Annotated in this window: 21 protein-coding genes; 11 read left to right on the top strand and 10 right to left on the bottom strand. The window is 68.4% G+C overall.

Features of this window, described 5'->3' with window-relative positions; genetic code table 11:
* Positions 1-83 precede the first annotated feature (83 nt).
* The 4 genes from ACWF0M_RS03850 (at position 84) to ACWF0M_RS03865 (ending at position 4,140) form a co-directional block, all read left to right on the top strand.
* Positions 84-2,096 (top strand): DHA2 family efflux MFS transporter permease subunit, encoded by a 2,013-nt coding sequence (locus ACWF0M_RS03850; RefSeq protein ID WP_452234081.1) that lies wholly within the window; start codon positions 84-86, stop codon positions 2,094-2,096.
* A gap of 116 nt (positions 2,097-2,212) precedes the next feature.
* The gene (locus ACWF0M_RS03855) at positions 2,213-2,563 is read left to right on the top strand and encodes a nitroreductase family protein (protein ID WP_452234082.1); all 351 of its coding nucleotides are present in this window, start codon (positions 2,213-2,215) and stop codon (positions 2,561-2,563) included.
* Positions 2,564-2,590: 27 nt separating this feature from the next.
* Positions 2,591-3,466, top strand: coding sequence for an alpha/beta fold hydrolase (locus tag ACWF0M_RS03860; RefSeq protein ID WP_452234083.1), 876 nt, complete (start codon positions 2,591-2,593; stop codon positions 3,464-3,466).
* A complete protein-coding gene (locus ACWF0M_RS03865; RefSeq protein WP_452234084.1) occupies positions 3,463-4,140 on the top strand; it encodes an IMP cyclohydrolase in 678 nt (225 codons plus the stop codon). The genes ACWF0M_RS03860 and ACWF0M_RS03865 overlap by 4 nt, the downstream gene beginning before the upstream one ends.
* 2 nt (positions 4,141-4,142) lie before the next feature.
* Here the strand turns inward: ACWF0M_RS03865 and ACWF0M_RS03870 are convergent, their stop codons facing one another.
* A complete protein-coding gene (locus ACWF0M_RS03870) occupies positions 4,143-5,978 on the bottom strand; it encodes an AMP-dependent synthetase/ligase (RefSeq protein WP_452234085.1) in 1,836 nt (611 codons plus the stop codon).
* A 180-nt stretch (positions 5,979-6,158) separates the two neighbouring features.
* On the opposite strand from ACWF0M_RS03870, the gene ACWF0M_RS03875 reads away from it, so the two are divergent.
* On the top strand, positions 6,159-7,682 hold the full coding sequence (locus ACWF0M_RS03875; RefSeq protein WP_452234086.1) for a peptide-N4-asparagine amidase: 1,524 nt from the start codon (positions 6,159-6,161) through the stop codon (positions 7,680-7,682).
* Here ACWF0M_RS03875 and ACWF0M_RS03880 read toward each other — a convergent pair.
* From ACWF0M_RS03880 to ACWF0M_RS03890, 3 genes are all read right to left on the bottom strand, one after another.
* Positions 7,670-8,701 (bottom strand): aspartate-semialdehyde dehydrogenase, encoded by a 1,032-nt coding sequence (locus tag ACWF0M_RS03880; protein WP_452234087.1) that lies wholly within the window; start codon positions 8,699-8,701, stop codon positions 7,670-7,672. The genes ACWF0M_RS03875 and ACWF0M_RS03880 overlap by 13 nt on opposite strands.
* Positions 8,702-8,955: 254 nt before the next feature.
* A complete protein-coding gene (locus ACWF0M_RS03885; protein WP_452234088.1) occupies positions 8,956-9,141 on the bottom strand; it encodes a tautomerase family protein in 186 nt (61 codons plus the stop codon).
* Between the two features lie 46 nt (positions 9,142-9,187).
* Positions 9,188-10,684: a sodium:solute symporter family protein gene (locus ACWF0M_RS03890; RefSeq protein WP_452234089.1), complete on the bottom strand. Its 1,497-nt coding sequence runs from the start codon at positions 10,682-10,684 to the stop codon at positions 9,188-9,190.
* 150 nt (positions 10,685-10,834) lie between these two features.
* Between ACWF0M_RS03890 and kduI the strand changes: the two genes are divergently transcribed.
* From kduI to ACWF0M_RS03905, 3 genes are read left to right on the top strand one after another with little or no spacing between them, the layout of a single operon-like run.
* Entirely contained in the window at positions 10,835-11,659 is an 825-nt protein-coding gene (kduI, locus tag ACWF0M_RS03895) for a 5-dehydro-4-deoxy-D-glucuronate isomerase (RefSeq protein ID WP_452234090.1), read from the top strand.
* Positions 11,656-12,411 carry an SDR family oxidoreductase gene (locus ACWF0M_RS03900; protein ID WP_452234091.1) on the top strand — a complete coding sequence of 252 codons (756 nt, stop codon included), beginning with the start codon at positions 11,656-11,658 and terminating at the stop codon, positions 12,409-12,411. The genes kduI and ACWF0M_RS03900 overlap by 4 nt, the downstream gene beginning before the upstream one ends.
* Positions 12,412-12,442: 31 nt before the next feature.
* Positions 12,443-13,198: an IclR family transcriptional regulator gene (locus tag ACWF0M_RS03905; RefSeq protein WP_452234092.1), complete on the top strand. Its 756-nt coding sequence runs from the start codon at positions 12,443-12,445 to the stop codon at positions 13,196-13,198.
* Between the two features lie 148 nt (positions 13,199-13,346).
* On the opposite strand, the gene ACWF0M_RS03910 is transcribed toward ACWF0M_RS03905, so the two are convergent.
* The 5 genes from ACWF0M_RS03910 to lepA form a co-directional block, all read right to left on the bottom strand.
* Positions 13,347-13,973, bottom strand: coding sequence for an MOSC domain-containing protein (locus ACWF0M_RS03910; RefSeq protein ID WP_452234093.1), 627 nt, complete (start codon positions 13,971-13,973; stop codon positions 13,347-13,349).
* A gap of 114 nt (positions 13,974-14,087) precedes the next feature.
* Positions 14,088-15,488: an MFS transporter gene (locus tag ACWF0M_RS03915; protein ID WP_452234094.1), complete on the bottom strand. Its 1,401-nt coding sequence runs from the start codon at positions 15,486-15,488 to the stop codon at positions 14,088-14,090.
* The gene (locus ACWF0M_RS03920) at positions 15,485-15,676 is read right to left on the bottom strand and encodes a hypothetical protein (RefSeq protein ID WP_452234095.1); all 192 of its coding nucleotides are present in this window, start codon (positions 15,674-15,676) and stop codon (positions 15,485-15,487) included. The genes ACWF0M_RS03915 and ACWF0M_RS03920 overlap by 4 nt, the downstream gene beginning before the upstream one ends.
* 63 nt (positions 15,677-15,739) lie before the next feature.
* Positions 15,740-16,645 carry an aminoglycoside phosphotransferase family protein gene (locus ACWF0M_RS03925; RefSeq protein ID WP_452234096.1) on the bottom strand — a complete coding sequence of 302 codons (906 nt, stop codon included), beginning with the start codon at positions 16,643-16,645 and terminating at the stop codon, positions 15,740-15,742.
* The gene (gene lepA, locus ACWF0M_RS03930; RefSeq protein WP_452234097.1) at positions 16,646-18,535 is read right to left on the bottom strand and encodes a translation elongation factor 4; all 1,890 of its coding nucleotides are present in this window, start codon (positions 18,533-18,535) and stop codon (positions 16,646-16,648) included.
* 114 nt (positions 18,536-18,649) lie between these two features.
* Between lepA and ACWF0M_RS03935 the strand changes: the two genes are divergently transcribed.
* Genes ACWF0M_RS03935 through ACWF0M_RS03945 form a run of 3 tightly spaced genes read left to right on the top strand, consistent with a single transcriptional unit; the run spans position 18,650 to position 21,228 of the window.
* On the top strand, positions 18,650-19,555 hold the full coding sequence (locus tag ACWF0M_RS03935) for a phosphotransferase family protein (RefSeq protein WP_452234098.1): 906 nt from the start codon (positions 18,650-18,652) through the stop codon (positions 19,553-19,555).
* 33 nt (positions 19,556-19,588) lie between these two features.
* Entirely contained in the window at positions 19,589-20,098 is a 510-nt protein-coding gene (locus ACWF0M_RS03940) for an RNA polymerase sigma factor (RefSeq protein WP_452234099.1), read from the top strand.
* Entirely contained in the window at positions 20,095-21,228 is a 1,134-nt protein-coding gene (locus tag ACWF0M_RS03945; RefSeq protein WP_452234100.1) for a hypothetical protein, read from the top strand. The genes ACWF0M_RS03940 and ACWF0M_RS03945 overlap by 4 nt, the downstream gene beginning before the upstream one ends.
* Before the next feature lie 54 nt (positions 21,229-21,282).
* On the opposite strand, the gene ACWF0M_RS03950 is transcribed toward ACWF0M_RS03945, so the two are convergent.
* Positions 21,283-24,276 (bottom strand): S8 family serine peptidase, encoded by a 2,994-nt coding sequence (locus ACWF0M_RS03950; protein ID WP_452234101.1) that lies wholly within the window; start codon positions 24,274-24,276, stop codon positions 21,283-21,285.
* Positions 24,277-24,335: the final 59 nt, after the last annotated feature.

Below are 24,335 nucleotides of genomic sequence, written 5' to 3' on the forward strand. Positions count from 1 at the left end.
GCGGGGGCCGGGGGCGGGGTTTCTTGATCGGATCGCCGAGTCGTTGTGGTGGCGGAGCGTGGCGGGGCGGTTACATTCGGCTCATGGACACGGAGGCTCAGCCTGTCGGACGCGCCACCCGGAACGCGGTCGTGGTGGCGATCATGCTCGGAATGCTGCTCGCGGCCCTCGATCAGACGATCGTGGCGACCGCGCTGCCCACCATCGTCAGCGACCTCGGCGGCGCCAACCACCTGTCCTGGGTGGTCACGTCGTACCTGCTCGCCGAGACGATCATGACCGCGCTGATCGGGAAGTTCGGCGACCTGTACGGGCGCAAGCCGATGTTCCTGCTCAGTGTCGTCCTGTTCCTGGCCGGCTCCGCGCTCTGCGGGATGGCGGACTCGATGCTCTGGCTGGTCGGTTCGCGGGCGATCCAGGGCCTCGGCGCCGGCGGGCTGATGGTGACCGCGATGGCGGTGATCGCGGACGTCGTACCGCTGAGCGAGCGCGGCCGGTACCAGGGCGTGATGGGCTCCGTGTTCGGCGTCTCCACCGTCGCGGGACCGCTGCTCGGCGGGCTGTTCGTCGACCACCTGAGCTGGCGGTGGGCGTTCTACGTCAACCTGCCGCTCGGCATCCTGGTCCTGATCGTTGCCTCGATCACGTTGCCGTCCGTGAAGGCCGCGGTCGGTCCGAAGATCGACTACCTCGGCATCCTGTTCATCGGTCTCGCCGCGACCGGGCTGACGCTGGTGACGACGTGGGGCGGGAACGAGTACGCCTGGACGTCGACAGTGATCATCGCGATGGCGGTCGGGTCCGTTCTCGCGCTGGTGCTCTTCGTTCTGGCGGAGCGGCGAGCGGCGGAACCGTTGCTGCCGTTGCGGTTGTTCCGGTCCGGCGTGTTCACGGTGTGCTCGATCATGAGCTTCATCATCGGATTCGCGATGCTCGGCGGGGTCACGTATCTCCCGACGTACCTGCAGTTCGTCCACGGCGCCTCGGCGACGGAGTCCGGTCTGCAGATGCTCCCGCTGGTGCTGGGGCTGCTGGCCGCGTCGGTCGGCGTCGGGCAAGTGATCAGCAAGACCGGGCGGTACCGGCTGTTCCCGATCATCGGCACCGCGCTGATCGGCGTCGGGTTGTTCCTGCTCTCCCTGCTGGACAACACCACGTCGTACGTCGAGACGGCCGGGTTCATGGTCGTGCTCGGACTCGGCGTCGGGCTGTGCATGCCGGTCCCGACGGTGGTCGTGCAGAGTACGGTCGACTACTCGGACCTCGGCGTCGCGACCTCCGGTGTCAGCTTCCTGCGGACGATGGGCAGCTCCTTCGGCGTCGCGGTCTTCGGCTCGATCTACGCACATCAGTTGCCGGAGAAGCTCGGCGTCGCGGTCCAGACCGCGCAGGTCGATCCTCGGCTCGCGTCGACGGTCGAGGGCGTCCGTGGGTTGCCCGATGCGGCACGGTCGATCATCACCGCGGCGTACGCCGATTCGCTCCACGTCGTGTTCCTCTGGGCGGTCCCCGTCGCCGGCCTCGGCTTCCTGACAGCCCTGCTGCTGAAGGAGGTCCCGCTCCGCGACACCGCGCGGATGTCGGCCTCGGACGTCGGCGAGAACTTCGCGGCACCGGCGTCGTTCGACTCCGAACACGAACTCCAGAAGCTCGCCGCCCTCGTCGTACGGCACCACAAACGCAACCCCGCACCCGAGGTCCTGGCCGAGTCCGGACTCCCGCTCAGCCACGCCCAGGCCTGGATGATCATGCGCGTCTTCCGCGGCGGCGCCGAGAAGGGCTCCGCGACGCTGGCCGAGATGACCGGCGACCTCCGAATGCCACCCGGCGTCCTCGAACCACTCGCCACCCAACTCGTTGCCGGCGGCTACTTAGCCGAGACCCTCGGGCACTATCGCTTCACCCCGCTCGGGATGGAGATGTTCCAGCGCTTCGTCGGTGCCTTCCGCATCTGGATGCTGGACCGCCTGACGGACTGGGACCCAGACAACTCCGACGCCTTCTCCCACGCCGTGGACCGCATCGCCGAACAAATGATCGACCAAGGCCAATCCCTCACCACCGGCAAACACGCCGCCCTAACCCCCACCACCTGAACCAGGCAAGCACAACCGCCGGTCACTGAGAACAAGCCATTGCCTATCCACAGCCTTCATCGGTTGTTCCCAGTCCTCCGGGAACTGCTGGCACCGTGGCGTCGTACAGTCCGGGAATGGAGTACGGCGAGATTCTTCGGCGACGACGGACTGTCCGGGAGTTCGCGGAGCGGGAGCTGGAGCCGGCGGCCGTGGAGCGGGTGCTCGCGAGCGCGTTGCGCGGGCCGTCCGCCGGGTTCACACAGGGGTTCGGCTTCCTGGTCCTCGCCGGTGAGGATCGCGAACCAGGTCCGCCCCACCTCGCGGACTTCCGCCAGGAGTTCGGCATCCCCGACGGCGCCCAGCCCATCGGCGCCATCGCCGTCGGCCACCGCGCCCCCGACCTACCACCACCGCGCCCCTACACCACCACCGACCGGCGCCCACCCCGGTCCCAACTCCACCACGGCAACTGGCGTCCGGCCTGAGTTCGGGACGCGCGTATGCTCGCGGGCATGTTGAGCGATGGGGTGCGGACGATCACCGCTGGCGGGGTTGAGCATTGGGTGCGGGTGGTTGGGGCAGGGAACGGCGGGGTGCCGTTGGTTCTGGTGCACGGTGGGCCTGGGGAGAGTTCGTATTCGATCGAGCAGTCGGTCGGGGACGAGGTCGCGAAGGTGGCGCCGGTGGTGTTCTACGACCAGCGCGGGTGTGGGCGTTCGGCGCGGCCCGACGATCCGTCGACGTACACGATGGAGCGTCTGGTCGCGGATCTCGAGGAGTTGCGTACGGCGCTGGGCGTCGAGCGGATCGTGCCGTGGGGCGTGTCGTTCGGGTGCCTGCTGGCGGCCGAGTACGCCGTTGCGCACAGCAACCATGTGGACGGGCTGATCCTGCACGCGCCGCCGATCACCGACCCGCTGCACCCGGGGCTGTGGACGATGCGGCCGGGGGCCGTCGACCCGTTCCTCACGCCTGACGAGCGGACGGCGCTCCGTGCGCAGCTCGACGGCGTCACGGAGCCGATCGAGCGTACGGTCGCCGCGCTCGGGGCGATCGCGGGAAGCGCGAACGCGGCCCGGTTCTTCTACCACGATCCGGCGAACATCCCGCCCGACGACGAGAACGCGCCCGAGCCCAATCTGGAGATGGCGATGGCGCTGGTCGGCAACGAACGCGTGGAGCTCGCCGACGATCTCGCCGCCCTCGACGTACCCGTCCTGATCCTCGCCGGCCTCTGGGACCGTCACGTCGGCTTCGACATGCCCCGCGACCTCGCGACCCGGCTACCGCGGGCGACGCTCGAGATCTTCGACCGTTCGGCGCATTCGATCAACGACGAGCAGCCCGCCGAGTACGTCGACGCGATCCGCAGCTTCCTCGCGCGATGAGCCTCTTCGAATCGGTCGAGTATCCGGGTCGGGGTCTGGCCATCGGCCGTGACGTGGACGGCGTTCCGTTCTTCTCGTACTGGCTGACCGGGCGCTCGCCCGCCTCCCAGGCCCGCGAGCTCGTCGTTCGCGACCGCGAGATCGTTGTCCGCGACACGTCCGGCGGCGCGGTCGACGACCTGCGCCACTACACGGCGGCGACCCGCGGAGACGACTGGGTCATTGTCGGCAACGGCACCCAGGTCGGTGAACTGACCGCCGCCCGCGAGCAGCAGCCCGATCTCCAACTCGCTCTGCGGCAGCTGACCTACGAACCCGACCCACCGATCCGCACCCCACGCATCACCGCGAGCGCCACGATCACCGGCGCGGAACTGACCGATGTCGTGATCGGCTCAGCCCGCGCGTACGACGGTGCGCCCGAACTCACTGAGCACCCGTCGCTCTACGCGGCCCGCGTCGCACCAGGCACAGCCCTCACTACAACCACGTACGCCGGCACCGCGTCCGACATCATCACCCACGGCCGACCCGCAACAGTCGCCGTCGAGGCCGCCTGGTCGACGATCAGCGACGCGCTCTGGGGCGTCCTCACGCCGTCGCTGCGCGTCGCGATCGTGACGGTTCGGCTGGACCAGGAGACGTTCGCGGACGTCCGCCCCAACTCCCGCTGACGCTACTCGTACATCTTGTCGAGTAGGTCGGCGTACTCCGCTTCCACGTGTTTGCGTTTGAGTTTGAGGCTCGGGGTCATCTCGCCGGACTCGACGGTGAGGTCGCGGTCGAGGATGGTGAACTTCTTAATGGTCTCCCAGCGGTTGAGGCCGGCGTTGAGTTCGTCGACGTACCCCTGGACCATCGCGTGTGCCGCGTCCGACGTGACGATCTCGGCGTACGGCTTGCCGGCCAGGCCGTTCGCGGCGGCCCAGCCCTCGATCGCGTCCGGGTCGAGGGTGACCAGCGCGGAGACGAAGTTGCGCAGGTTGCCGTGCACGATGAACTGGCTCGCGTACGGGCAGATCGTCTTGAAGCGGCCCTCGATCACCTGCGGCGCGACGTACTTGCCGCCGGAGGTCTTGAACAGGTCCTTCTTCCGGTCCGTGATGAACAGGTACTCGTCCTCGAAGTGCCCGATGTCGCCGGTGTGGAACCAGCCGTCGGCGCCGAGCACCTCGGCGGTCTGCTCGGGCTGGTTGTGGTAGCCGCTCATCACCCCGTCGCCCTTGATCAGGATCTCCCCGTCCTCGGCGATCTTGAACTGCGTCCCGGGGAACGCCGGGCCGACACTTCCCAGCCGGTACTGCGTCGGCCGGTTCAGCGTCGATCCCGCCGACGTCTCCGACAACCCGTACCCCTCGAGGATCAGCAGCCCGGCCGCGTGGAACCACTCCGCCAGCGACTTGTCGAGCGCGGCCGACCCGGACACGAAGAACCGGATCCGCCCGCCGAACCGCGCCCGGATCTTCGACAGCACGAGCCGATCGGCCGCGGCGTACTGGGCGCCCAGCAACCCACCCGGCTCCTTGCCCGCCTGCCGTAGAGCCGACACGCGAGCGCCCACCCCGAAGGCCCAGTCGAACAGCTTGGCCTTCGCCCCGCCCTCGGACTGGATCATCGTCACGATCCGCGCATGCGCCTTCTCGAAGATCCGCGGCGCCGCGGCCATGAACGTCGGCTGTACGACGGCCGCGTTCTCCACGATCTTGTCGATCCGTCCGTCCACGGCGGTGGCGAACCCGAGCTGGCACTGTACGGCGAGCAGCACCTGGCCGAACACGTGCGACAACGGGAGCCACAGGAACTGCAGGTCGTCCGGTGAGAGCACCCGCATCCCCTCGACCGCGGCGCCCTCGTACGTCCACACCGAGTGCGGCAGCCGGACTCCCTTCGGGCGTCCCGTCGTACCGGAGGTGTAGATCAACGTGCACAGGTTGTCCGGCTTGATGCCTGCGATCCGGTCGTCGACCGCTGACGGGTGCTCGGCGAGGTACGCGTCGCCGAGCAGGTCGAGCTCGCCGAGCCCGATCACCCAATCGCCGTCACTCTCGAGCGGCGAACCGTCCAGCAGCACGACCTTGCGCAGCGACGGTGTCTCGCTCCGGTGCTCGCGGAGCTTGTCCACCTGACCGGCGTCCTCGGCGAACACCACCTGGACGTCGGCATCGGCCACGATGAACGCCACGTCGGACGAGATCGTCGACGGGTAGATCGTGGTGGTCGCGGCCGCGGCCAGTACGGCGGCCAGGTAGCACTCGATCCACTCGATCCGGGTGTTCGACGCGACGGCGACCCGCTGCTCCGGCTCCACGCCGAGCGCGATCAGGCCCGCGGCACGCCGGCGGGTCAGCGCCTCGGTCTCGCGCCAGGTCACCGACTTCCACTGCTCACCGCGCGGGAACCGGAACGCCTCGCGCTCAGGCGTCGCCGCCACCCGGTCCAGGAACATCTGGGCCATGGTGTCCTTGCGGTTGCTGAGAAGCGCGAGCTGGCCGGAATCGGCAACAGGCTTCATAACTGGCCTCCGTAGGGGGTCAAGTGACTGGAGGGTAATCGCTGGGCACCGTGCCTGACCATGGCACTCGCTTGCCCACGTGAACCTTCTCCATTACGTTTCCGCAACATGCGCATACGGTCGGTGGCTCTTGTCTCACTATCCGTTTTACTCCTCGGTCTGGGTGCTCCGGCCCACGCGGTGACCCCGCCGGCGGAGTTCGGGTCGGACTACGACGACCCGCGGACCCCCGCGCCGAAGGTCGCCGTACCGGACACCAGGCACTGCGAGGTGCAGATCGTCCGGAATCAGTTCCGCAACTTCGACCCGTACCAGGCGACGTACACGCCGCCGGCCGCGTGTGCGGGCCCGTGGTCCAAGGTCGTGCTGCGGATGCACGGCGAGGTGAAGGGCGTGCAGTACGACCGCCTCGGGCACATCACGATCGGCGGCGTCGGCCTCTTCCGTACGTCGACCCCGGAGCCGAGCGCGGACGGTATCGCCTGGGACGTCGAGAAGGACGTCACGTCGTACAGCCCGCTCCTGCGGACGGCGCAACCCGTCGTGATGGAACTCGGCAACGTGGTCAACGACACGTACACCGGTGTCCTCGACATCACCGTCACGCTCGACTTCTACACGACAGACCGGCACACCCCGGCCGCCCGGACCGCTGACGACGTACTCCCCCTGCAGAACCAGACGCGGGTGGACTCCGATCTGATCGGTACGGCGACCTTGCCGCGGAACACGACTCGCCTTCTCGGCGAGGTGTACGTCACGGGATCAGGCGGCGGCTGCGAGGAGTTCTGGGACACGTCCGCGCCGGCCGAGACCGGGTACTCCTGCCCGGACGGATCGCCGTACCGCGAGGTCGACGTGAGCATCGACGGCAAACTCGCCGGGATCGCCCTGCCGTACCCGTACATCTACACCGGCGGCTGGTCGAACCCGTACTCGTGGCGCCCGTCCCCCGCGCCGCGCGCGTTCGACATCAAGCCCTTGGCCTACGACCTCACTCCGTTCGCCGGGCTGCTCACCGACGGCAAGCCGCACGAGTTCCGCGTGCACGTCGACGGCGTACCGGCCGGGCAGTCGGGGTGGTTCACCGTCCCGAACCTGCACGTGTGGACCGACGCGCACCGCACACAGACGACCGGCGGTCTCACCTCGTACGCCGTCAGCCCGCTCGCGAAGACCGACGACGTGGCCGGCGCCCCGAACGCGGCCGGCTCCGTCAACACCACAGCGTCCCGCACCCTGACGATCAGCGGGTACGTCGACACCTCGGCGGGCCGCGTCCGGACGAGTGTCCACCGCGCACTGAGCAATGTCTCGAAGCACACGTGGGACGCCGGCGAGTCCCGCGACGCGCTGGACGCGAACTGGCGCGACACCTCGACGACGATCAGCAACGGCCGCGTCGAGCGCACCGACCTCGACTACGGCAAGAACGGCGTACTCACCTTCTTGCCCAACGCAACGATCCCGGGCGCGTACGACGTCGTCACGGACCTGAAGATCCACGACACGATCCGCACACCGGCCAGAACCAGCACCGAGACGTACGACGGGCGCGCGTCCTGGATCTACGGCGTACCGCGGGACCAGCGCCACGCAACCGGAACCCAGACCGTGCGCTACCGCGCGATCGGGCACGGCTGCTACGACCACACCCTGACCGCGGTGAACGGCGTGTACACGAAGGACTTCTACCGCTGCTGACGTTCTAGGAGCTCCGCGATCTGGACGGCGTTCAGGGCGGCGCCCTTGCGGAGGTTGTCGTTCGAGACGAAAAGGATCAGTCCGCGGTTACCTGGGACGGACTGATCCTGCCGGATGCGGCCGACGTACGACGGGTCCTGGCCGGCTGCGAGCAGCGGAGTCGGGAGGTCCGTGACGGCGACACCTGGTGCCGCGCCGAGGATCTCGGTGGCGCGCTCCGGGGTGATCGGCTCGGCGAACTCGGCGTGGATGCTGAGCGAGTGGCCGGTGAAGACGGGCACGCGGACGCAGGTGCCGGCGACCGGCAGGTCCGGGAGGTGCAGGATCTTCCGGCTCTCGTTGCGGAGCTTCTGCTCCTCGTCGGTCTCACCGGTGCCGTCGGCAACGATCGAGCCGGCCAGCGGGAGTACGTTGAAGGCGATCGGCCCGGCGTACACCTTCGGCTCGGGGAGCGTAATGCCGTCGGTGCCGCGGGCAAGCTTTCCACCGACCTCGGCCAGCGCGCGGGCTTGATCCTCGAGCTCGCTCACGCCGACCCCGCCGGAGCCGGAGACGGCCTGGTAGGTCGCGACGACGAGCCGGGTGAGGCCGGCTTCGCGGTGCAGCGGGGCCAGCACCGGCATCGCGGCCATGGTCGTGCAGTTCGGGTTGGCGACGATGCCCTTCGGGATCGTGTCGAGGTCCTCGGGGTTCACCTCGGACACCACCAGCGGCACGTCCGGGTCCATCCGCCAGCCGGACGAGTTGTCCACGACGACGGCACCGGCCGCCGCCACCTTCGGGGCGAGCTCCTTCGAGGCCGTCTTCCCGTTGGAGAACAACGCCAGCTCGAGCCCGGAGAAGTCCGCGGTCGCCGAGTCCTCGACGACAACCTCCCGGTCCCCGAACGCCAGCTTCTTCCCCGCCGACCGCGCCGAGGCGAAGAACCGCACCTCGTCCACCGGGAAGTCGCGCTCGACGAGCAACTCCCGCATCACGCCGCCGACCTGACCCGTAGCACCGAACACACCAACTCGCATGCGCACGACAGTAGTTGGTCGGCGCCACCGACGCCTGCGGGTTTCAAGCACCGGACCCCAGACACTCACCAACTGACCCGCTTCCGGCGGACGCAGGCTCAAGCGGGCGGACGGCTCGCGCCTCAGGTGGGGTTAGTGAGTGCGGGAGGTCCGGGGATCCCCAGGCCATCACAATCGAGCCTCGCGGGTGCCGTCAGGCGTGGAACCCGACGGCTGTGCGGATTGTGATGGCCTGGGGATCCGTCCCCGGCGGATCAGACGTCGGCGGCGAGGGTTCCGCCGTTGGCTACGTCGGTTTTCTCGATTTCGGTGAAGACGATGCGGACGGCTTCGCGCTTGGCGCCGAGGATGGCGATCGCGGAGTCGGTGACGGCGGCGACGAACTCGCGACGCTGGTCGAGGGTGCGGCCGGAGAGGAGTTCGACGGTGATGTTCGGCATACGAGGCTTCTCCTAGGGTGACGGTTCCGTGTCGTGGGACAGTGTTTCAGCTGAGTGCAGGTGCGGGACGGGTGGTGACCTCGTCGGTGTTCAGCGAGTCGACCAGTTCGTCGACGTCCGGGCGGTTCTCCGGCGCGAGCAGGCCGAGTCCGACGTACACGACCAAAGAAGTTGCCAACGGCAACGCGACGACCAGGGTGGTGTCGGTGGAACCCACGCCGTACTTGACGATCACCCAGACGATCAGGCCGATCGCCCACGACGCCAGCGCCGCCCGCGGGCCGCTGCGCCTGAACCACGGCAGCAGCCCGAGCATCAACGGGATCGCGATCGGACCCATCGTCGCGGCGACCAGGTCGACGACGATCTTCAGTACGACGCCCTCACCGTTCGTCGCGATCGCGATCAGCATGCTCACGGTGACGAACGTGAACGTGGCGATCCGCGCCATCTTCAACGTCGCCTTGTCGGTCAACTGCCGGACGCGAGGCACCAGCACGGGCGCCAGGTCCCGCGTGATCACGGACGAGATCGCGTTCGCGTCGGAGGCCACCATCGCCATCGTGTGCGAGAAGAACCCGGCCAGCACCAGCCCGATCAGCCCGGTCGGCAGGAGCAGTTGCGCGAGGGCGACGTACGACTGCTCTGGCTTGCCCGGATGCACCAGCAGCGGCGCCGCGCACATCGGGATGAACAGGATCAACGGCCACACCAGCCACAGCGCCGAGGAGAGCAGGGCGGACTTCTTCGCCGCGGACCCGGACGGCGCGGCCATGTACCGCTGCGCCAGGTTCCACATGCCGCCGTTGTACTCGAACGTCTTGATGAACAGAAATGCGATCAGAAAGATCGGCGTATAAGGCCCGTTCAGCGCGTCACCGTGCCCGGCCGGCAACTGGTCCCACATCTTCCACAGCGTCGGTACGCCGTCCAGTTGCGCGAGCACCCCGATGAACATCGCGACGCCGGCCCCGAACTGGATGACGAACTGCCCGAAGTCGGTCAGTACGTCGGCCCACAGCCCGCCGAGCGTGGCGTACAGCATGGTCACGACACCGGTGAGCAGGATCCCCCACCGGATCGGGACGCCGGTGAAACCGTTCAGCAGTACGGCGATCGCGACCCACTTCGACGCGATGTCGACGACCTTCAGCGCGGCACCGGAGTACGCGAGCGCCTGCTGCGTCGGCAGGTTGTACCGCCGCGCGAGGTACTCCAGCGGCGACACGACCCCGTGCTTGGCCCGCAGCCGGTTCCACCGCGCCGCGAACAGGAACGCGCCGATGCCGACACCGATGCCGATCGTCATCGCCCACCAGACGTAGACGGTGATGCCGTACGAGTAGGCGACCGCAGCGAACGCGACGAACATGACGGCGCTGTAGCCCGACATGTGGTGCGAGATGCCGGACAACCACCAGGGAATCCGGCCTCCGGTCGTGAAGTAGTCCACGACCGTCTTGATCTTGGTGCGCGACCAGACTCCGATCAGCACCATCAACACGAAGTAGCCGACCAGGACCGACCAGTCCAGAGCGGTCATCGGGATCCTCCCAGGGGCGATGGGCGAGTGACTGGAAGGTTCCATTGACCAGAACCGTGTGTCAATAGACGGAACCTGGAACATTTCGTAAGCCTGTTCCACGCCTCCAGAGTGATTGACAGTCGGTTCTGCTGAGTAGAACCTAGTTCCGTGACTCTGCAGATCAGGCACGCCACCCATCCCGAGCAGCTGCCGGGCTTCGACACGGCCGCACTGCGCCGCCACTACCTGGTGGACGACCTCTTCGTCCCCGGCGCCGTCACCGCGGTGCTGACCCACCACGACCGGATCGTGCTCGCCGGCGCCCGCCCGACGGACGGGCCGCTGACGCTCGGCACCTACCCCGAACTGCGCAGCGAGTTCTTCCTCGAACGCCGCGAGGCCGGCATCGTCAACGTCGGCGAACCCGGCACGATCAGCGCGGACGGAACGAATTACGAGCTGACCACCGGCGCCTGCCTGTACGTCGGGCGCGGTGTCCGCAACGTGGTCTTCGAAGGACGCGAGGCAGCGTTCTACGTCTTCTCCGCGCCGGCACATGCGACGTTTCCCACCGCACAGGTCGACCCCGGCGAGGGCAACCGTCTCGAGCTCGGCGATCAGCAGACCGCGAACCGCCGGACGATCGACCAGTTCATCCATGCGGACGGCGTACAGAGCTGCCAGGTCGTGCTCGGCGTGACGACGCTGCACGCGGGCAGCACCTGGAACACGATGCCCGCGCACACCCACGACCGCCGTACCGAGTGCTATCTGTACTTCGGGCTCCCGGAGACCGAGCGGATCGTGCACCTGCTCGGCGAGCCCGACGAGACACGGCACCTGCTGGTCGCGGATCGTCAGGCGATCATCTCCCCCAGCTGGTCGATCCACTCGGGCTGCGGCACGTCGTCGTACAGCTTCGTCTGGGCGATGGCCGGCGAGAACCAGGCATTCGGCGACATGGACGGTGTCGACGTACGGGACCTGCGGTGACGCCCTTCACCCTCGAAGGACGTACGGCGCTTGTCACCGGAGCGCGCCGTGGGATCGGCGCGGCGATCGCAGCCGGGTACGCCGCTGCCGGTGCCGAGCTGATCCTGATGGCCCGGGACGCCGCGCTCGAGGACACGCTCGAGGCGATCAAGCAGAACGGCGGCGGCGACGCGACCGTGGTGATCGCCGACTTCGCCGACCCCGCAGCGGTCGAGGCCGCCGCCATCTCGGTTGCGAAGGACCGCCGGATCGACATCCTGGTCAACAACGCCGGCACGATCCGGCGGGCGCCGGCGGCCGAGACCACGACCGCGGACTGGCAGCACGTGATCGACGTGAACCTGAACTCCACCTGGGCGGTGACTCGCCCGGTCGGGGCCGCGATGGCGGAACGGCGTACCGGGAAGATCGTCACGATCGCGTCGTTGCTGAGCTTCCAGGGCGGGATCACCGTCCCGGCGTACACCGCGAGCAAGCATGCGGTGGCCGGGCTGACCCGAGCGCTGGCCAACGAGTGGGGACCGGCGGGGGTCCAGGTGAACGCGATCGCGCCCGGGTACATCAGCACCGACAACACCACCGAGCTGCGCGCGGACCCGGAGCGGGAGACCGCGATCCGGCAGCGCATCCCGGCCGGACGTTGGGGGCAGCCGGAGGACGTCGTCGGAGCCGCGGTGTTCCTCGCGTCGGCGGCGGCGGACTACGTCAACGGCCACGTGCTCGCGGTCGACGGTGGCTGGCTGGCGCGGTAGTTCGATGGTAAGGAGTGGCAGGATGTCCGACATGAGTTCGCCCTCGGCCATCGACAAGACGTTGATGGTGCTGGACGCCGTACTGGAGCACTCGCGGTTCACCGACGTTGTGAACGCGACCGGCCTGGCCAAATCGACCGTGCACCGGATCATGGCGTCCCTGGTCGAGCACGAGTTCGTCACGCAGGCCGACGACGGCTCGTACCACCCCGGTCCGAAGGCGCTCCGGCTCGCCGGTCACGCGCTGACGAACGTCGACCTCGCCACCGTGGCCCGCCCGGTGCTCGCGGACCTCGTCGCGCAAACGCGATGCACGGTCCATGTCGGTCTGCTGAACGGGGACGAGGCGATCTACGTCGCGCGACTCGACGGCCCGAAGCCGTACCGGATGCCGTCGCGAGTCGGCAAAGCGATCTGGCTGCACTGCACCGGGATCGGCAAGGCGCTGCTCGCGGAGAAGGACGACGAGGCGCTCGACGTCCACATCACCCGGACCGGTCTGCCCGCGCGCACTCCCCTGACCCATACGTCGGCAGCCGCGCTGAAGGCGGATCTCGCGCAGACCAGGTCCCGCGGCTACGCGCTCGACGACGAGGAGAACGAGCCCGGTATCCGCTGCGTCGCCGCGGTCATCCACGACCACACCGGCGCCGCGATCGCCGCGGTCAGCATCTCCACCCTCTCGCTGGAGCAGTCCATCGCGCAGGTCGCGCTGATGGCGCCGGCCGCGATCGAAGCCGCCCGCAAAATCTCCGCGGCCCTCGGCTACCTCGAACCCACTACCTGACCAGCTGCCTGACGTGCGGCGGCCCACATCAGGCGGTACGCCGTACCGGTGTCGAAATGCAGCGTGAACGCGCCGATGTTCGTGACGGCCCGACCTCCGGCAGCACCCCCGTCACCCCATCCCCTCCGCTCTCCCCATTGGTGGGGGCTCACTCGCGGGAGAGGACGCGGTGTGCGGTGTCGCGGAGTTCGTCCATCAGGTCTACGCCGGAGTCGAGCATGCGCCGCATCTTGGCGGCGTCCTGCTGGGCGAACATGAGCGCGACGGTGACCTCGTGGTCCGGGCGGCTGACGATCTGGATCGGGTCCCCGGCGCCGATCGTGCCTTCGCGGAGCACCTTCAGGTACGCCCCAGGGCGGCAGGCCTGGTGGAAGCGTTTGACCCAGTGCGGTTCCTGCATGCGGTGCTGGAACGTGACGCACGGGGTGCGCGGCGCGCGGACCATCACCTCGACCTCGTCACCGATCCGCCACACCTCGCCGAGCAGCGCGCCGTTGACGTCCAGCCCCTCGGTGCGAAGGTTCTCGCCGAACAAGCCGGTCGGGATGTCGCGACCAAGTTCGGCGGCCCACCAGTTGGCGTCTTCCTCGGCGTACGCATAAAGCGCGAGATCCGGGCCGCCGTGGTTCTTGGTGTCACAGACCCGATCCCCGGCGAGACCGAGCTCACCGACCCGGACCCGGCCGGGCTGCGGGCGCTTGTCGATCGCCGTGAACCCCGTCTCCTTGGGACCCGGGATCAGCTTCTCCACGACATTGACCGTCAACAACCGCATACCGCCATCCTCTCCCACCGTGCTGGTCCGATCCACTGGTTTGGCGGACCTGCGCCACTCATCAAGCACACGCCGCCTCGCGTCGTCACGCTCAAACCTCGACCGGCGACGACCTCAGGACGGGGTTGGTGAGTGGCGCAGGTCCGCGTCGCGCCTGAGCGGCAGTACGGCGATGGTCAGCAGGGTGACCGCGGTGGCGGCGACCCCGATCCAGGCGGCCGCGCCGTACCCGGACTCTGCTGGGAAGACGCCCGTGGTGTGAGTCGCCAGGATGAGGCCGCCGAGGGCGCTGCCGGCGGAGAAGCCGACGCTCCTGACCACTGCGTTGACGCTCATCGCACTCGCGGTCTCGGCGGCCGGTGTCACCGCGAGGATGACGGCCGGCATTGCGGCCGAGAACGCGCCGACGCCGAAGCCGAGGATGCCGATGGCAAGGATCGGTTCGACCAGGTGTGACCGGGCGAGCGCGAAGAGTACGAACGCGGCGAGCACCACCGCGGTACTTGCTGCCAGCAACAACCTGGCGCCGAGGCGGTCGCGCCACGCCGGGATCAGCCGGCCCGCGACGAAGCCGAGGACCGAGAACGGGACCAGGACGAGTCCGGCCTGGAAGGAGCTCAACCCGAAGCCGTAGCCGGCTGTCGCTGGGGTTTGCACGTAGCGGGTGATCAGGCTGAAGAGCAGGTACATGCCGACGCCGCCGGTGAGCATCACGAGATTGGCGGCTGCAACTGCGGGATGCCGGAGGAGCCTCATGTCGACAAGCGGACTCACGGTGCGGACCTCGAGGAAGGCCCAGCCGATCAGGAGAAGGAGGGCGACCGCGAGCATTGCTGCGGCCGGAACAGCGTGATCGCTGATCTCACCGATGGCGAGCAGCAGGGCCGGCAGGGCGATCGCGAGCAGGATCGCGCCGCGGACGTCGAGACGCGACGACGGCCGGTGCGGTGCCTGCGGTAGTGCGAAAATGGCCGCGGCGAAGGCGGCTGCGGTGATGGCGAGTCCGAGTCCGTACGCCGCACGTACGCCGGCGAGGTCGGTGAGCAGACCGGACAACGGGTAGCCGATCCCGATCCCCGCGGTCGACGCGACGGACAGCAACGCGATCGTCCGCGCGGCCCGCTGCTCGTCCAGGTGGTCCCGCGCGACCGCCATCATCAGTACGATCAGCCCGATCCCGGAGCCCTGCAGCGCCCGGCCGACGAGCAGGAACGCGAACGGCAACGGGATCACCGTCAGCAGACTGCCGACAACTTCGACCGCCAGCATCGCCAGTACGACGGTACGCCGCCGCGGGCCGGACCCAAGCCGCCCGAGCACCGGCGTCGCCACAGCCCCCGCGAGCAACGCGATCGTCAGCGTCCACTGCGAGGCCGCGAGCGAAACGTCGTACGCCTCGGCCACCGCTGTGATCAACGGCGCGCCGAGACTCCCGATCACCGCGCCGACCAATCCGACGAACACCAAGAACTCCGTGAGCATCCGCGGAGACCGCACCAGGGTCGGCGTGTTCATCGGTTGGTGTCGGTGGTGATGTGGCTGAAAAGCCCTGGTTTGATGCGGGTTCTGACCTGGTGGGACCACGTGACCGGATCCAGTTGCGCGGTGTCGGCGACGGACTGCCACAACCGCGCGAAGCTCGCCCGTACGGCGTCTCGCACCTCACCATCACCCGCCGCCGCAGCCGTCATCCGTGTCGGCATACGACCGAAGTTAGTAGGTAGTAACTACTAACTTCAACCCAGTGTCTACTACCTCACGGCCGGTCAGTCCTGGATCGCTTTGACGATGGCTATGTTGCGGGTCAGCCAGTCCTGGGGCAGGGACTCGTCGGTGCTGGTGGACTCCAGGGTCCACAGGACGTTGAGCATCTGGCGGACGATCACCCAGTTGCGGGCGCGGTCCTCGTCGAAGCCGGCCGCGTCGATCGTGGTCCAGAACCGTTGCCGGACCGCGAAGCGCAGGTCGCGGCCGGCGATCTCGTCCCAGCGGTTCCAGATCAGCGGCGCGACCTCGAAATGCGGGTCGCCGGACAGCGGTTTCGGGTCGATCACCAGCCACGGTTCACGGTCCGCGGCGAGCATGTTCTCGTAGTGCAGGTCGGTGTGGATCAGCCGGCCGTCGGTCGCGGGGTCGGCGATGAAGTCCTCGGCCAGCGAGATCGCCTGCTCGACGTACCGGTGCGGAACCGGCGCCGACGCGGGCAGTTGCCGGAATCGCTCCACCCAGCGCTTCAGTTCCCCGGACAGCGTCCGGAACTGCGGTCCCGCAGGCACATGAAGCCGCTTGTAGGTGCTGCCAACGATCTCGCAGGCGTCGAGCGCGTCGATCGTCGTCAGGTCCCGCGGTTCCAGTCGCTCGAGCAGGAGCGCGAACCGGCGCGGGTCCGCGCGCAGCAGTTGTACGGCGCCGTTGCCGGCCCAGGCCCGCAGCGCCAGGTGCTCGGTCTCCGCTTCCCAGTGCGGGAACTGCACCTTCAACACCGCCCGCGTTCCGTCCGCAAGCACCGGTACGACGATCGCGCAGTTCCCGTACGCCGCCGTACCGTCGACGCGCAGATCCCACTCGTCGAGGAGATCCCGCAGCAACCGCGGCAGCCGATCCAGCCAATCCGCCCAGTCCTGCCCGCGCGACGCGACAACGAGCAGGCCGTCAGGAATCTCGACCGGCACCTATTTCTTGCCGGCTTTCTCGCCGGATTCCGACGTCCGGAGGGCGGCGATGAAGGCCTCTTGCGGGACCTCGACACGGCCGACCATCTTCATCCGCTTCTTGCCTTCCTTCTGCTTCTCGAGCAGCTTGCGCTTCCGGGTGATGTCACCGCCGTAGCACTTGGCGAGCACGTCCTTGCGCATCGCGCGGATCGACTCGCGGGCGATGATCCGGGACCCGATCGCGGCCTGGATCGGCACCTCGAACTGCTGCCTGGGGATCAGTTCCTTCAGCTTGCCGGCCAGCGCGACGCCGTACGCGTACGCGTTGTCGCGGTGCACGATCGCCGAGAACGCGTCGACCGTCTCGCCCTGTAGCAGGATGTCCACCTTGACCAGCGCCGCCGACTGCTCACCGGTCGGCTCGTAGTCGAGGGAGGCATAGCCCTTGGTCTTGGACTTCAGCTGGTCGAAGAAGTCGAAGACGATCTCGGCCAGCGGCAGCGTGTAGCGGAGCTCGACCCGGTCCTCGGACAGGTACTCCATGCCGCCCAAGTTGCCCCGCTTGGTCTGGCACAGCTCCATGATCACGCCGATGTAGTCCTTCGGACTGAGGATCGTCGCCTTCACCACCGGCTCGTAGATGTCGGCGATCTTGCCCTCGGGGAACTCGCTCGGGTTGGTGACGACGAACTCCTTGCCGTCCTCCATCTCCACCCGGTACACCACGTTCGGCGCGGTCGAGATCAGGTCCAGGTCGAACTCGCGCTCGAGCCGCTCCCGGACGATCTCCATGTGCAGCAACCCCAGGAACCCGCAGCGGAACCCGAACCCGAGCGCGCCCGAGGTCTCCGGCTCGTACTGCAGGGCAGCGTCGTTCAGCTGCAGTCGCTCCAGCGCGTCGCGCAGCGTCGGGTAGTCGTCGCCGTCGATCGGGAACAGCCCGGAGTACACCATCGGCTGCGGGTGCTTGTAGCCGCCGAGCGCCTGGGTCGCGCCGTGAACCGCCGCGGTGACGGTGTCACCGACCCGGGACTGCCGAACGTCCTTCACCCCGGTGATCAGGTAACCGACCTCACCGACCCCGATACTCGGCGTCTTCACCGGCTCCGGGGAGATCACCCCGACCTCGAGCATCTCGTGCACCGCGCCGGTCGACATCATCTTGATCCGGTCCCGGTGCGTCAGCTCGCCGTCGACCACCCGGACGTAGGTGACGACGCCGCGGTACGTGTCGTAGACCGAGTCGAAGATCAGTGCCCGCGGCGGTGCGTCTCTGACGCCCTTCGGCGGCTCGACCTGCGCGACGATCTCGCTGAGCAGCTCCTCGACACCCTCACCGGTCTTCGCGGACACCCTGAGCACGTCGGACGGGTCGCATCCGATGATGTGCGCGAGCTCCGCGGCGTACTTCTCCGGCTGCGCACTCGGCAGGTCGATCTTGTTCAGCACCGGGATGATGTGCAGGTCGGCGTTCAGCGCGAGGTACAGGTTCGCCAGCGTCTGCGCCTCGATCCCCTGCGCGGCGTCCACCAGCAGTACGGCGCCTTCACACGCCTCGAGCGACCGGGAGACCTCGTACGTGAAGTCCACGTGGCCCGGCGTGTCGATCATGTTCAGGATGTACGTCGTACCGTCCGGGGCCAGCAGGCCGCCCGGAGTGTCCGGCTTCGGCGCGAACGGGAGCCGGACCGCCTGCGACTTGATCGTGATGCCGCGCTCGCGCTCGATGTCCATCCGGTCGAGGTACTGCGCCCGCATCGAGCGGTCGTCGACCACCCCGGTGATCTGCAGCATCCGGTCGGCCAGCGTCGATTTGCCGTGGTCGATGTGAGCGATGATGCAGAAGTTCCGGATCAGCGACGGGTCGGTGCGACCCGGCTGCGGCACTTTCGTGGGGCCAACGGGCACGGAGGGGATCCAGTTCTGGTCTCGAAGGGTATATCCGGTCAATCATCCCATGGCGGTCCAGCAGATTCGAAAATCACCGGCGGACGGCCTTTGGGCCGCCTACCGTTTGGTCGCATGGCGCATGCTGCTGGGGTCCGGTTGCCCTTCGAGAAGCTGCCCGCGGCGGTGCGGGCCTGGGTCGAGCGCTCGCTCGGCTCGGTCGTGGTGTCGGCGGTCACGCAGCAGGGCGGCTTCTCCCCCGGCGTCGCGGCTCGCCTGGTGACCGCTTCCGGCCGCCGGGCCTTCGTGAAGACCGTCGGTACGGCGCTCAACCCGAAGACGCCGGACCTGTTCCGCCAGGAGATCACCGCGATGCAGGGGATCGGCACGGTCCCGATGGCACCGGTGCTGTACGACGTGTACGACGACGGCGACTGGGTGGGGATGCTCTTCGAGGACATCGAGGGGCGACTGCCCGCGCACCCGTGGGAGCAGGCTGACGCCGACCGAGTGCTGGGCGCACTGGACGAGCTGACCGACGCGTTGGACCCGTCACCGTGGCCCGACGCACCTGTGGCGGCTGTGCGGAGCAGGGAGTTCCTGAGCCGGTGGGACAAGGTGCTGGAGGACGGTCTCGCCGTACCTGCCTGGATGGACGGCCGGGTGGAGGAGTTCGCGGAGCTGGCGCGCACCGGGCTCCGTGCGCTGGCCGAGGGCAACGCGCTGGCGCACTGGGACCTGCGGGCGGACAACATCATCCTGACCGACGACCGCGTGGTGTTCATCGACTGGGCGCACCCGGCGCTGGCACCGCGCTGGGCGGACACGGTGATCCTGCACGCCGAAATGCGCGCGTCCGTCACACTGCCGGACTTGCCAGAAGACCCGGCGATCACTGGGCTCATCGCCGCGATCGGTGGCGGGTTGTGGTGGGGTGCGGCGCAGCCCGCGCCACCTGGACTGCCTACTGTGCGGACGTGGCAGCGTGAGAGTGCTCTGGTGCACCTGGACTGGGTGCGGGACCGGGCGCAGCGTTTCTGAGCGCCGCGCGTCTCTAGCGGTGTGACGAATCAAATGGTGAGCATCGGACGCCCGGCGCCTGCACAGGCGGCCGTGTCGGCGCTTTACCAGCAGCACTGGGCCGGACTGGTCCGGCTGGCGGTGCTGATGGTCGACGACCGGCAGGCGGCGGAGGACGTCGTACAGGAGGCATTTGCCGAGCTGTACCGGCGCTGGCCGTTGCGGGGGCCCGATGCGGCCCTGGCCTACCTCCGGACGGCAGTGGTGAACCGCAGCCGGTCGGTACTGCGACGACGCAAGGTCGCCCGGCTGTACATCCCGCCGCACCAGGCGCCGAACGCCTCCGCCGAGAGCGACGCCGTACTGAGCGAGGAACGGACCCAGGTGCAGCAGGCGCTCCAGGGACTGCCGCGGCGGATGCGCGAGGTCCTCGTCCTGCGCTACTACCTCGATCTCCCGTACGCCGAGATCGCCCAGATTCTCGGGATCAGCGAGTCCTCCGCCCGCGCCACGTCGTCGCGCGGTCTCGCCGTCCTGACCGAACGCCTCGAGGAACTCCGATGACCGACACCGAAACCCGCCTCCGCGACTACCTGCACACCCAGGCCGCCACCGTCCCCGCCAACGCCGAAGGCCCGGGCCTCGAACCACCTCAGCGACGCCGCCATTGGCCGGTCCTCGCAGCCGCCGCAGCGATCGTCGTGGTCGTCGTACTGGCGGCATCCTTGCTGACCCGATCCTCCGGCGACCAGCCCGATCCGGCGCGGCGGCCAGCGCCTCCGGTCTCCGGAGTGGCTCCCCAGATTCCGTACACGGTGTACGACGAGAACGCGCTCCACGACGGCAAGCAGAAGGTGCGCATTCCGAAGGGGGTCGACGGCTACTTCTACGGCCGTGCCGGCGGCGGGTGGCTGGGCATGCTGATGCCCAAGCCCGGGCAGTTCCAGCCCCTCATCCTGCTGCCGAACGGCGCCTTCCGGACGCTCGGCCCGGACCGGTCCGACGGTCAGGCGCTCTCCCCGGATCGCAAGCAGGTGGCGATGTACCACTACCTGTCCAACACCCGCGGCCAGGTGATCGTCGTCGATATCCAGTCCGGGAAGCAGGTCGCACAGCTGCCCGCCGAGGCTGGGCGACCGACCCTCCTGGGCTGGAACCAGGACGGCCTGTGGCTGGACCGCGAGAAAGCCGGAATGATCGTCTGGCAGCCGGCCTCCGGTCAGCAGCGACCGGTGTCCATCGCCGGCTTCGACGGCTCCGCGTCGATTCCAGCGGCGGCCGGGACCATCGTCGTGTCGGCCAAGGTCAACGGGAAGCAGTGTCTCAAGGCGGGTGCGCTGCGAGACGACGGGTTCAAGGTACTTCGGGAGAACTGCAGCGAGGGCCCCGAGCACCTCTACCCGGTGCTGTCACCCGACGGCCGGACCATGATCCAAAGCGTGCGGAAAGAGGCCATCGACATCAACACCGGTCAGGTCACCAAGCTCAACCTGAAGGACCGGATGGTGGACACCCTGCCGCTGCCGGTCTTCGAGAACGGCACCCAACTGCTGACTCTCACCGAGACGATCGGTTCGGGGCAGGGGGAGACCACCGGCCCCGTCCACAATCAGCTGTTCCGCTGTGACGTCACGTCAGGCGAGTGCAAGCTGCTGGTCAAGCAAGCAGACGGCTGGACGATCCACGAGCCGTAACAGATAGAAGAGGGCGGCCCGGTTTCCGGGCCGCCCTCGTCGTTCAGATGTCTACTAGCTGTCTACGCGGACGACGGTGGAGCCGGAACCGTCGGCGCCGTCGGTGAAGTGGAGCTGACCCAAGTACCTGGTGCCGGCAGTCAGTCCGGTCCAGCTGGCAGTCACTGAGACCTGGCCGGCAACTGTCACCGGCTGGCTGGCCGGTGCGACGGCCAGATTGCCCTCGGCCTTCTGCACCTCCCAGTGGTCGAGTTTCACCTGCTGCTCGTTCGCCCCGGCGTACAGGTCGACGTACACGTCCACCTGACCACCTGCGGGCTGCGACAGGTTCACCTCTTCCTCAGCGGAGCCACCGGTGCTGCTGCCGAGCAGAGTCGCCGTACCGGCCTTGTACGCGAACACGTCCAGGTCGGTGCCGGCCGGGTAGTCCGCGTCGAACGTGGAGAACCGGGCGTACGTCGTACCGGCCGGGACGTTCACGGTGAACTTCGCGACGTGGTCGTTGGCCTTCGGCGCGGTCGTCGGGAACGACACGCCACCCGGGTTCTTCAGCGCGGCCTCGCCGACCGTGGCCGGGTTCAGGCCCAGCGCGGTGGTCTCGAGCGTTCCGGCGTACCCGGCCGTGACCGGGACCTGCACGGAACCCGCGGTGCCGGTGCCGTTGACCTGGACCGGCGCCTTCACCGTCAGCGGCTTGATCGCCAGCGTGCTCGCCACGCTGTGCCTGACCGACTTCCACACCAGGCGACCGAACGAGTACTGCTCGAGGGGCGCGCCGTTGTTCTCGATCGTGACCTTGTACGTCGTGCTGCGGCCCGGGAGCGTGACCAGGATCCGCGGCGTCACGGTCACCTTCAGGCCCTGGAGGCCCTCGACCTTCGGGAAGTAGACCTCCGGGATCTCGCCGACGTTCGTCACGGTCCGGGTCACGGTCTGCTTGCCGGCCAGGTCGCCGATCGCGATCGTCGGGTAGTTCAGGTCGCTGAGGTCGATCTTGCCGTTCGCGCACAGCTCGTGCGTGCTGGGCACCTGTCCGGAGCCGCAGACGAACTTCGTCCAGTCGGTGTACGTCGAGTCGTAGACCAGGCCCGGGTCGATACCGAACTTCGGCTGCACCTCGCCGGCACCGTACCCGAACGGGTTCGCCGGCGAGCCGGAGTCGTTCTGGATCGGATTGCCGCTGGTGTCCTTGTCGGTGGCGGTCGTCATCATCGCCGACTTGATCGCCATCGGGGACCAGGTCGGGTGCTTGCCCTTCAGCACCGCCGCGATCCCGGCGATGTGCGGCGTCGCCATCGACGTACCGCTCATGAACGCGTACTCGCCACCGGCCGCGCTGAACGCGGTCGTCGCTGCCAGCACGTTCGTGCCCGGCGCCATGATGTCCGGCTTGAGCAGGTCGCCGTTGCCGGCCGGGGACGGGCCACGGCTCGAGGAGCTGGCCACCTTCGGGGCGTTGACGCGGACCGGCGTACCGGGGCCGATCGTCGCGGTCGGGTTGGTCGTGCCGCTCACGTACGCCTTGACCGCGGGCGTGGCCTTGTCGTCGAGGTGGACGGTCGGAACCGAGTGCAGGTCGGCGTCCAGCGTGCCCGGGGTGATGTTGAGCAGGATCATGCCGACACCGCCCGCGTTCTTCACCTGCAGACTCTTGTCGACACGGGCATTCACCCCGCGGTCGCAGACCACGATCTTGCCAGTGACCTTCGCCGGATCGAGCGTGCCGGCCTGGCAGAGGGTCAGGTTGGTCGGGTTGGCGCCGGGCAGGCCCGCGTCCTTCGCGAGGACGACCGGCGTCTGCGGCGTACCGGAACCGATGCCCGCACCGGTGTACGACGTGCCGTCGCCGAGCGTCACCGTGGTCTGGATGTCGCGGTCATGGGTGCCGTTGGCAACCGTCGTGACCCAGGGGTACGTCTTGCCGACCGTCGCCTCGCCCGGACCGGTGTTCCCGGCGCTGGTCGCGACGAACACGCCCGCCTTCGCCGCCCGCAGGAACGCGAGCCCGGTGGCGTTCACGTACGTCGACCCGCTGCCGGAGATCGAGTAGTTGATGACGTCGACACCGTCGGAGACCGCGGCGTCGATCGCGGCCACGATGTCGGCGTCCGTACCGCTGCCGCCGCCGGTCGCGTCGACCGCCCACAGCGCCTTGTAGATCGCGAGGCGGGCGTGCGGCGCCATACCGGAGCCCTTGCCGTAGTCGCGGCCCATGACGGTCATGTCGACGCCGTAGTTACCGGCCGCGGTGCTGGCGGTGTGCGTGCCGTGGCCGCCGTAGTCACGGGGCGACTTGAACTCGTCCGGGATCGGGCGGGTGCCGATGCCCTTGTCGAAGTACCGCGCGCCGATCACCTTGTTGTTGCAGGTGACGGGCGCCTCCTCCCCGGCCTGGCAGGTGCCCTTCCACTTCTTCGCGATGATCGCGTCGGACTGCTTCGTGGTCGTCATCGGCGCGAAGCTCGCTCGCTCCGGGACGTACCCGGAGTCGATCATCCCGATGATCACGCCGTCGCCGGCCTTGTCGATACCACCCGCCTGCTGCCAGGCGCCGCCCTTGCCGGACAGCCCGAGGAAGCGCGGGGTGTCGACCGTGTCCGCGTGCTCGATCTCGCTCGGCTCGACGCTCTTCACCCCCGACGACTTGGCCAGCTTGACCGCGTCGTCGTACGACATCTCGGCCGAGAATCCGGCGTACGTGTAGTTGTAGTCGTAGAGCTTCTTGATGTTGCTGTTCCGCAGGAGCTGGTCACGCTCCCCGGCGAGGTGCTTCACGTAGCCGACGACGGGCGCCGCGGTCTTCAGCAGCTTGCCGCCGGGCAGGACCTTGGTCGCGGCCAGGCCGGCGATGTCGCCGTCGTACTCAGCGACCGGGGAGTCGTCGAGCTGGACGATGTACGAGCCGGTCTCGGAGCGCTTGACCTCCGGATCGGCCGCCTGGCTCGGGGCCGGCTGGCTGGCGCTCGCGGCGTTCACCAGCACGGGTACGCCGGCGCAGGCGGCGATCAATGCGGTGGCGACGAGGATCGCCGGGCGTTTGCGGGTCACGCAGTTCCTCCAGGCTTGGACGGAGCGATGGTGGAGCCCTTGGCTCGCGGGCGTCACGG

The sequence above is a fragment of the Kribbella sp. NPDC055110 genome, from assembly GCF_053607525.1.

What these genes read in the sequence shown, in the direction of transcription:
- ACWF0M_RS03850 (WP_452234081.1), top strand. Translation starts at nt 84, where the DNA reads ATGGACACGGAGGCTCAGCCTGTCGGACGCGCCACCCGGAACGCGGTC.
- ACWF0M_RS03855 (WP_452234082.1), top strand. Translation starts at nt 2,213, where the DNA reads ATGGAGTACGGCGAGATTCTTCGGCGACGACGGACTGTCCGGGAGTTC.
- ACWF0M_RS03860 (WP_452234083.1), top strand. Translation starts at nt 2,591, where the DNA reads ATGTTGAGCGATGGGGTGCGGACGATCACCGCTGGCGGGGTTGAGCAT.
- ACWF0M_RS03865 (WP_452234084.1), top strand. Translation starts at nt 3,463, where the DNA reads ATGAGCCTCTTCGAATCGGTCGAGTATCCGGGTCGGGGTCTGGCCATC.
- ACWF0M_RS03870 (WP_452234085.1), bottom strand. Translation starts at nt 5,978, where the DNA reads ATGAAGCCTGTTGCCGATTCCGGCCAGCTCGCGCTTCTCAGCAACCGC.
- ACWF0M_RS03880 (WP_452234087.1), bottom strand. Translation starts at nt 8,701, where the DNA reads ATGCGAGTTGGTGTGTTCGGTGCTACGGGTCAGGTCGGCGGCGTGATG.
- ACWF0M_RS03885 (WP_452234088.1), bottom strand. Translation starts at nt 9,141, where the DNA reads ATGCCGAACATCACCGTCGAACTCCTCTCCGGCCGCACCCTCGACCAG.
- ACWF0M_RS03890 (WP_452234089.1), bottom strand. Translation starts at nt 10,684, where the DNA reads ATGACCGCTCTGGACTGGTCGGTCCTGGTCGGCTACTTCGTGTTGATG.
- ACWF0M_RS03905 (WP_452234092.1), top strand. Translation starts at nt 12,443, where the DNA reads ATGAGTTCGCCCTCGGCCATCGACAAGACGTTGATGGTGCTGGACGCC.
- ACWF0M_RS03910 (WP_452234093.1), bottom strand. Translation starts at nt 13,973, where the DNA reads ATGCGGTTGTTGACGGTCAATGTCGTGGAGAAGCTGATCCCGGGTCCC.
- ACWF0M_RS03915 (WP_452234094.1), bottom strand. Translation starts at nt 15,488, where the DNA reads ATGAACACGCCGACCCTGGTGCGGTCTCCGCGGATGCTCACGGAGTTC.
- ACWF0M_RS03920 (WP_452234095.1), bottom strand. Translation starts at nt 15,676, where the DNA reads ATGCCGACACGGATGACGGCTGCGGCGGCGGGTGATGGTGAGGTGCGA.
- ACWF0M_RS03935 (WP_452234098.1), top strand. Translation starts at nt 18,650, where the DNA reads ATGGCGCATGCTGCTGGGGTCCGGTTGCCCTTCGAGAAGCTGCCCGCG.
- ACWF0M_RS03940 (WP_452234099.1), top strand. Translation starts at nt 19,589, where the DNA reads ATGGTGAGCATCGGACGCCCGGCGCCTGCACAGGCGGCCGTGTCGGCG.
- ACWF0M_RS03945 (WP_452234100.1), top strand. Translation starts at nt 20,095, where the DNA reads ATGACCGACACCGAAACCCGCCTCCGCGACTACCTGCACACCCAGGCC.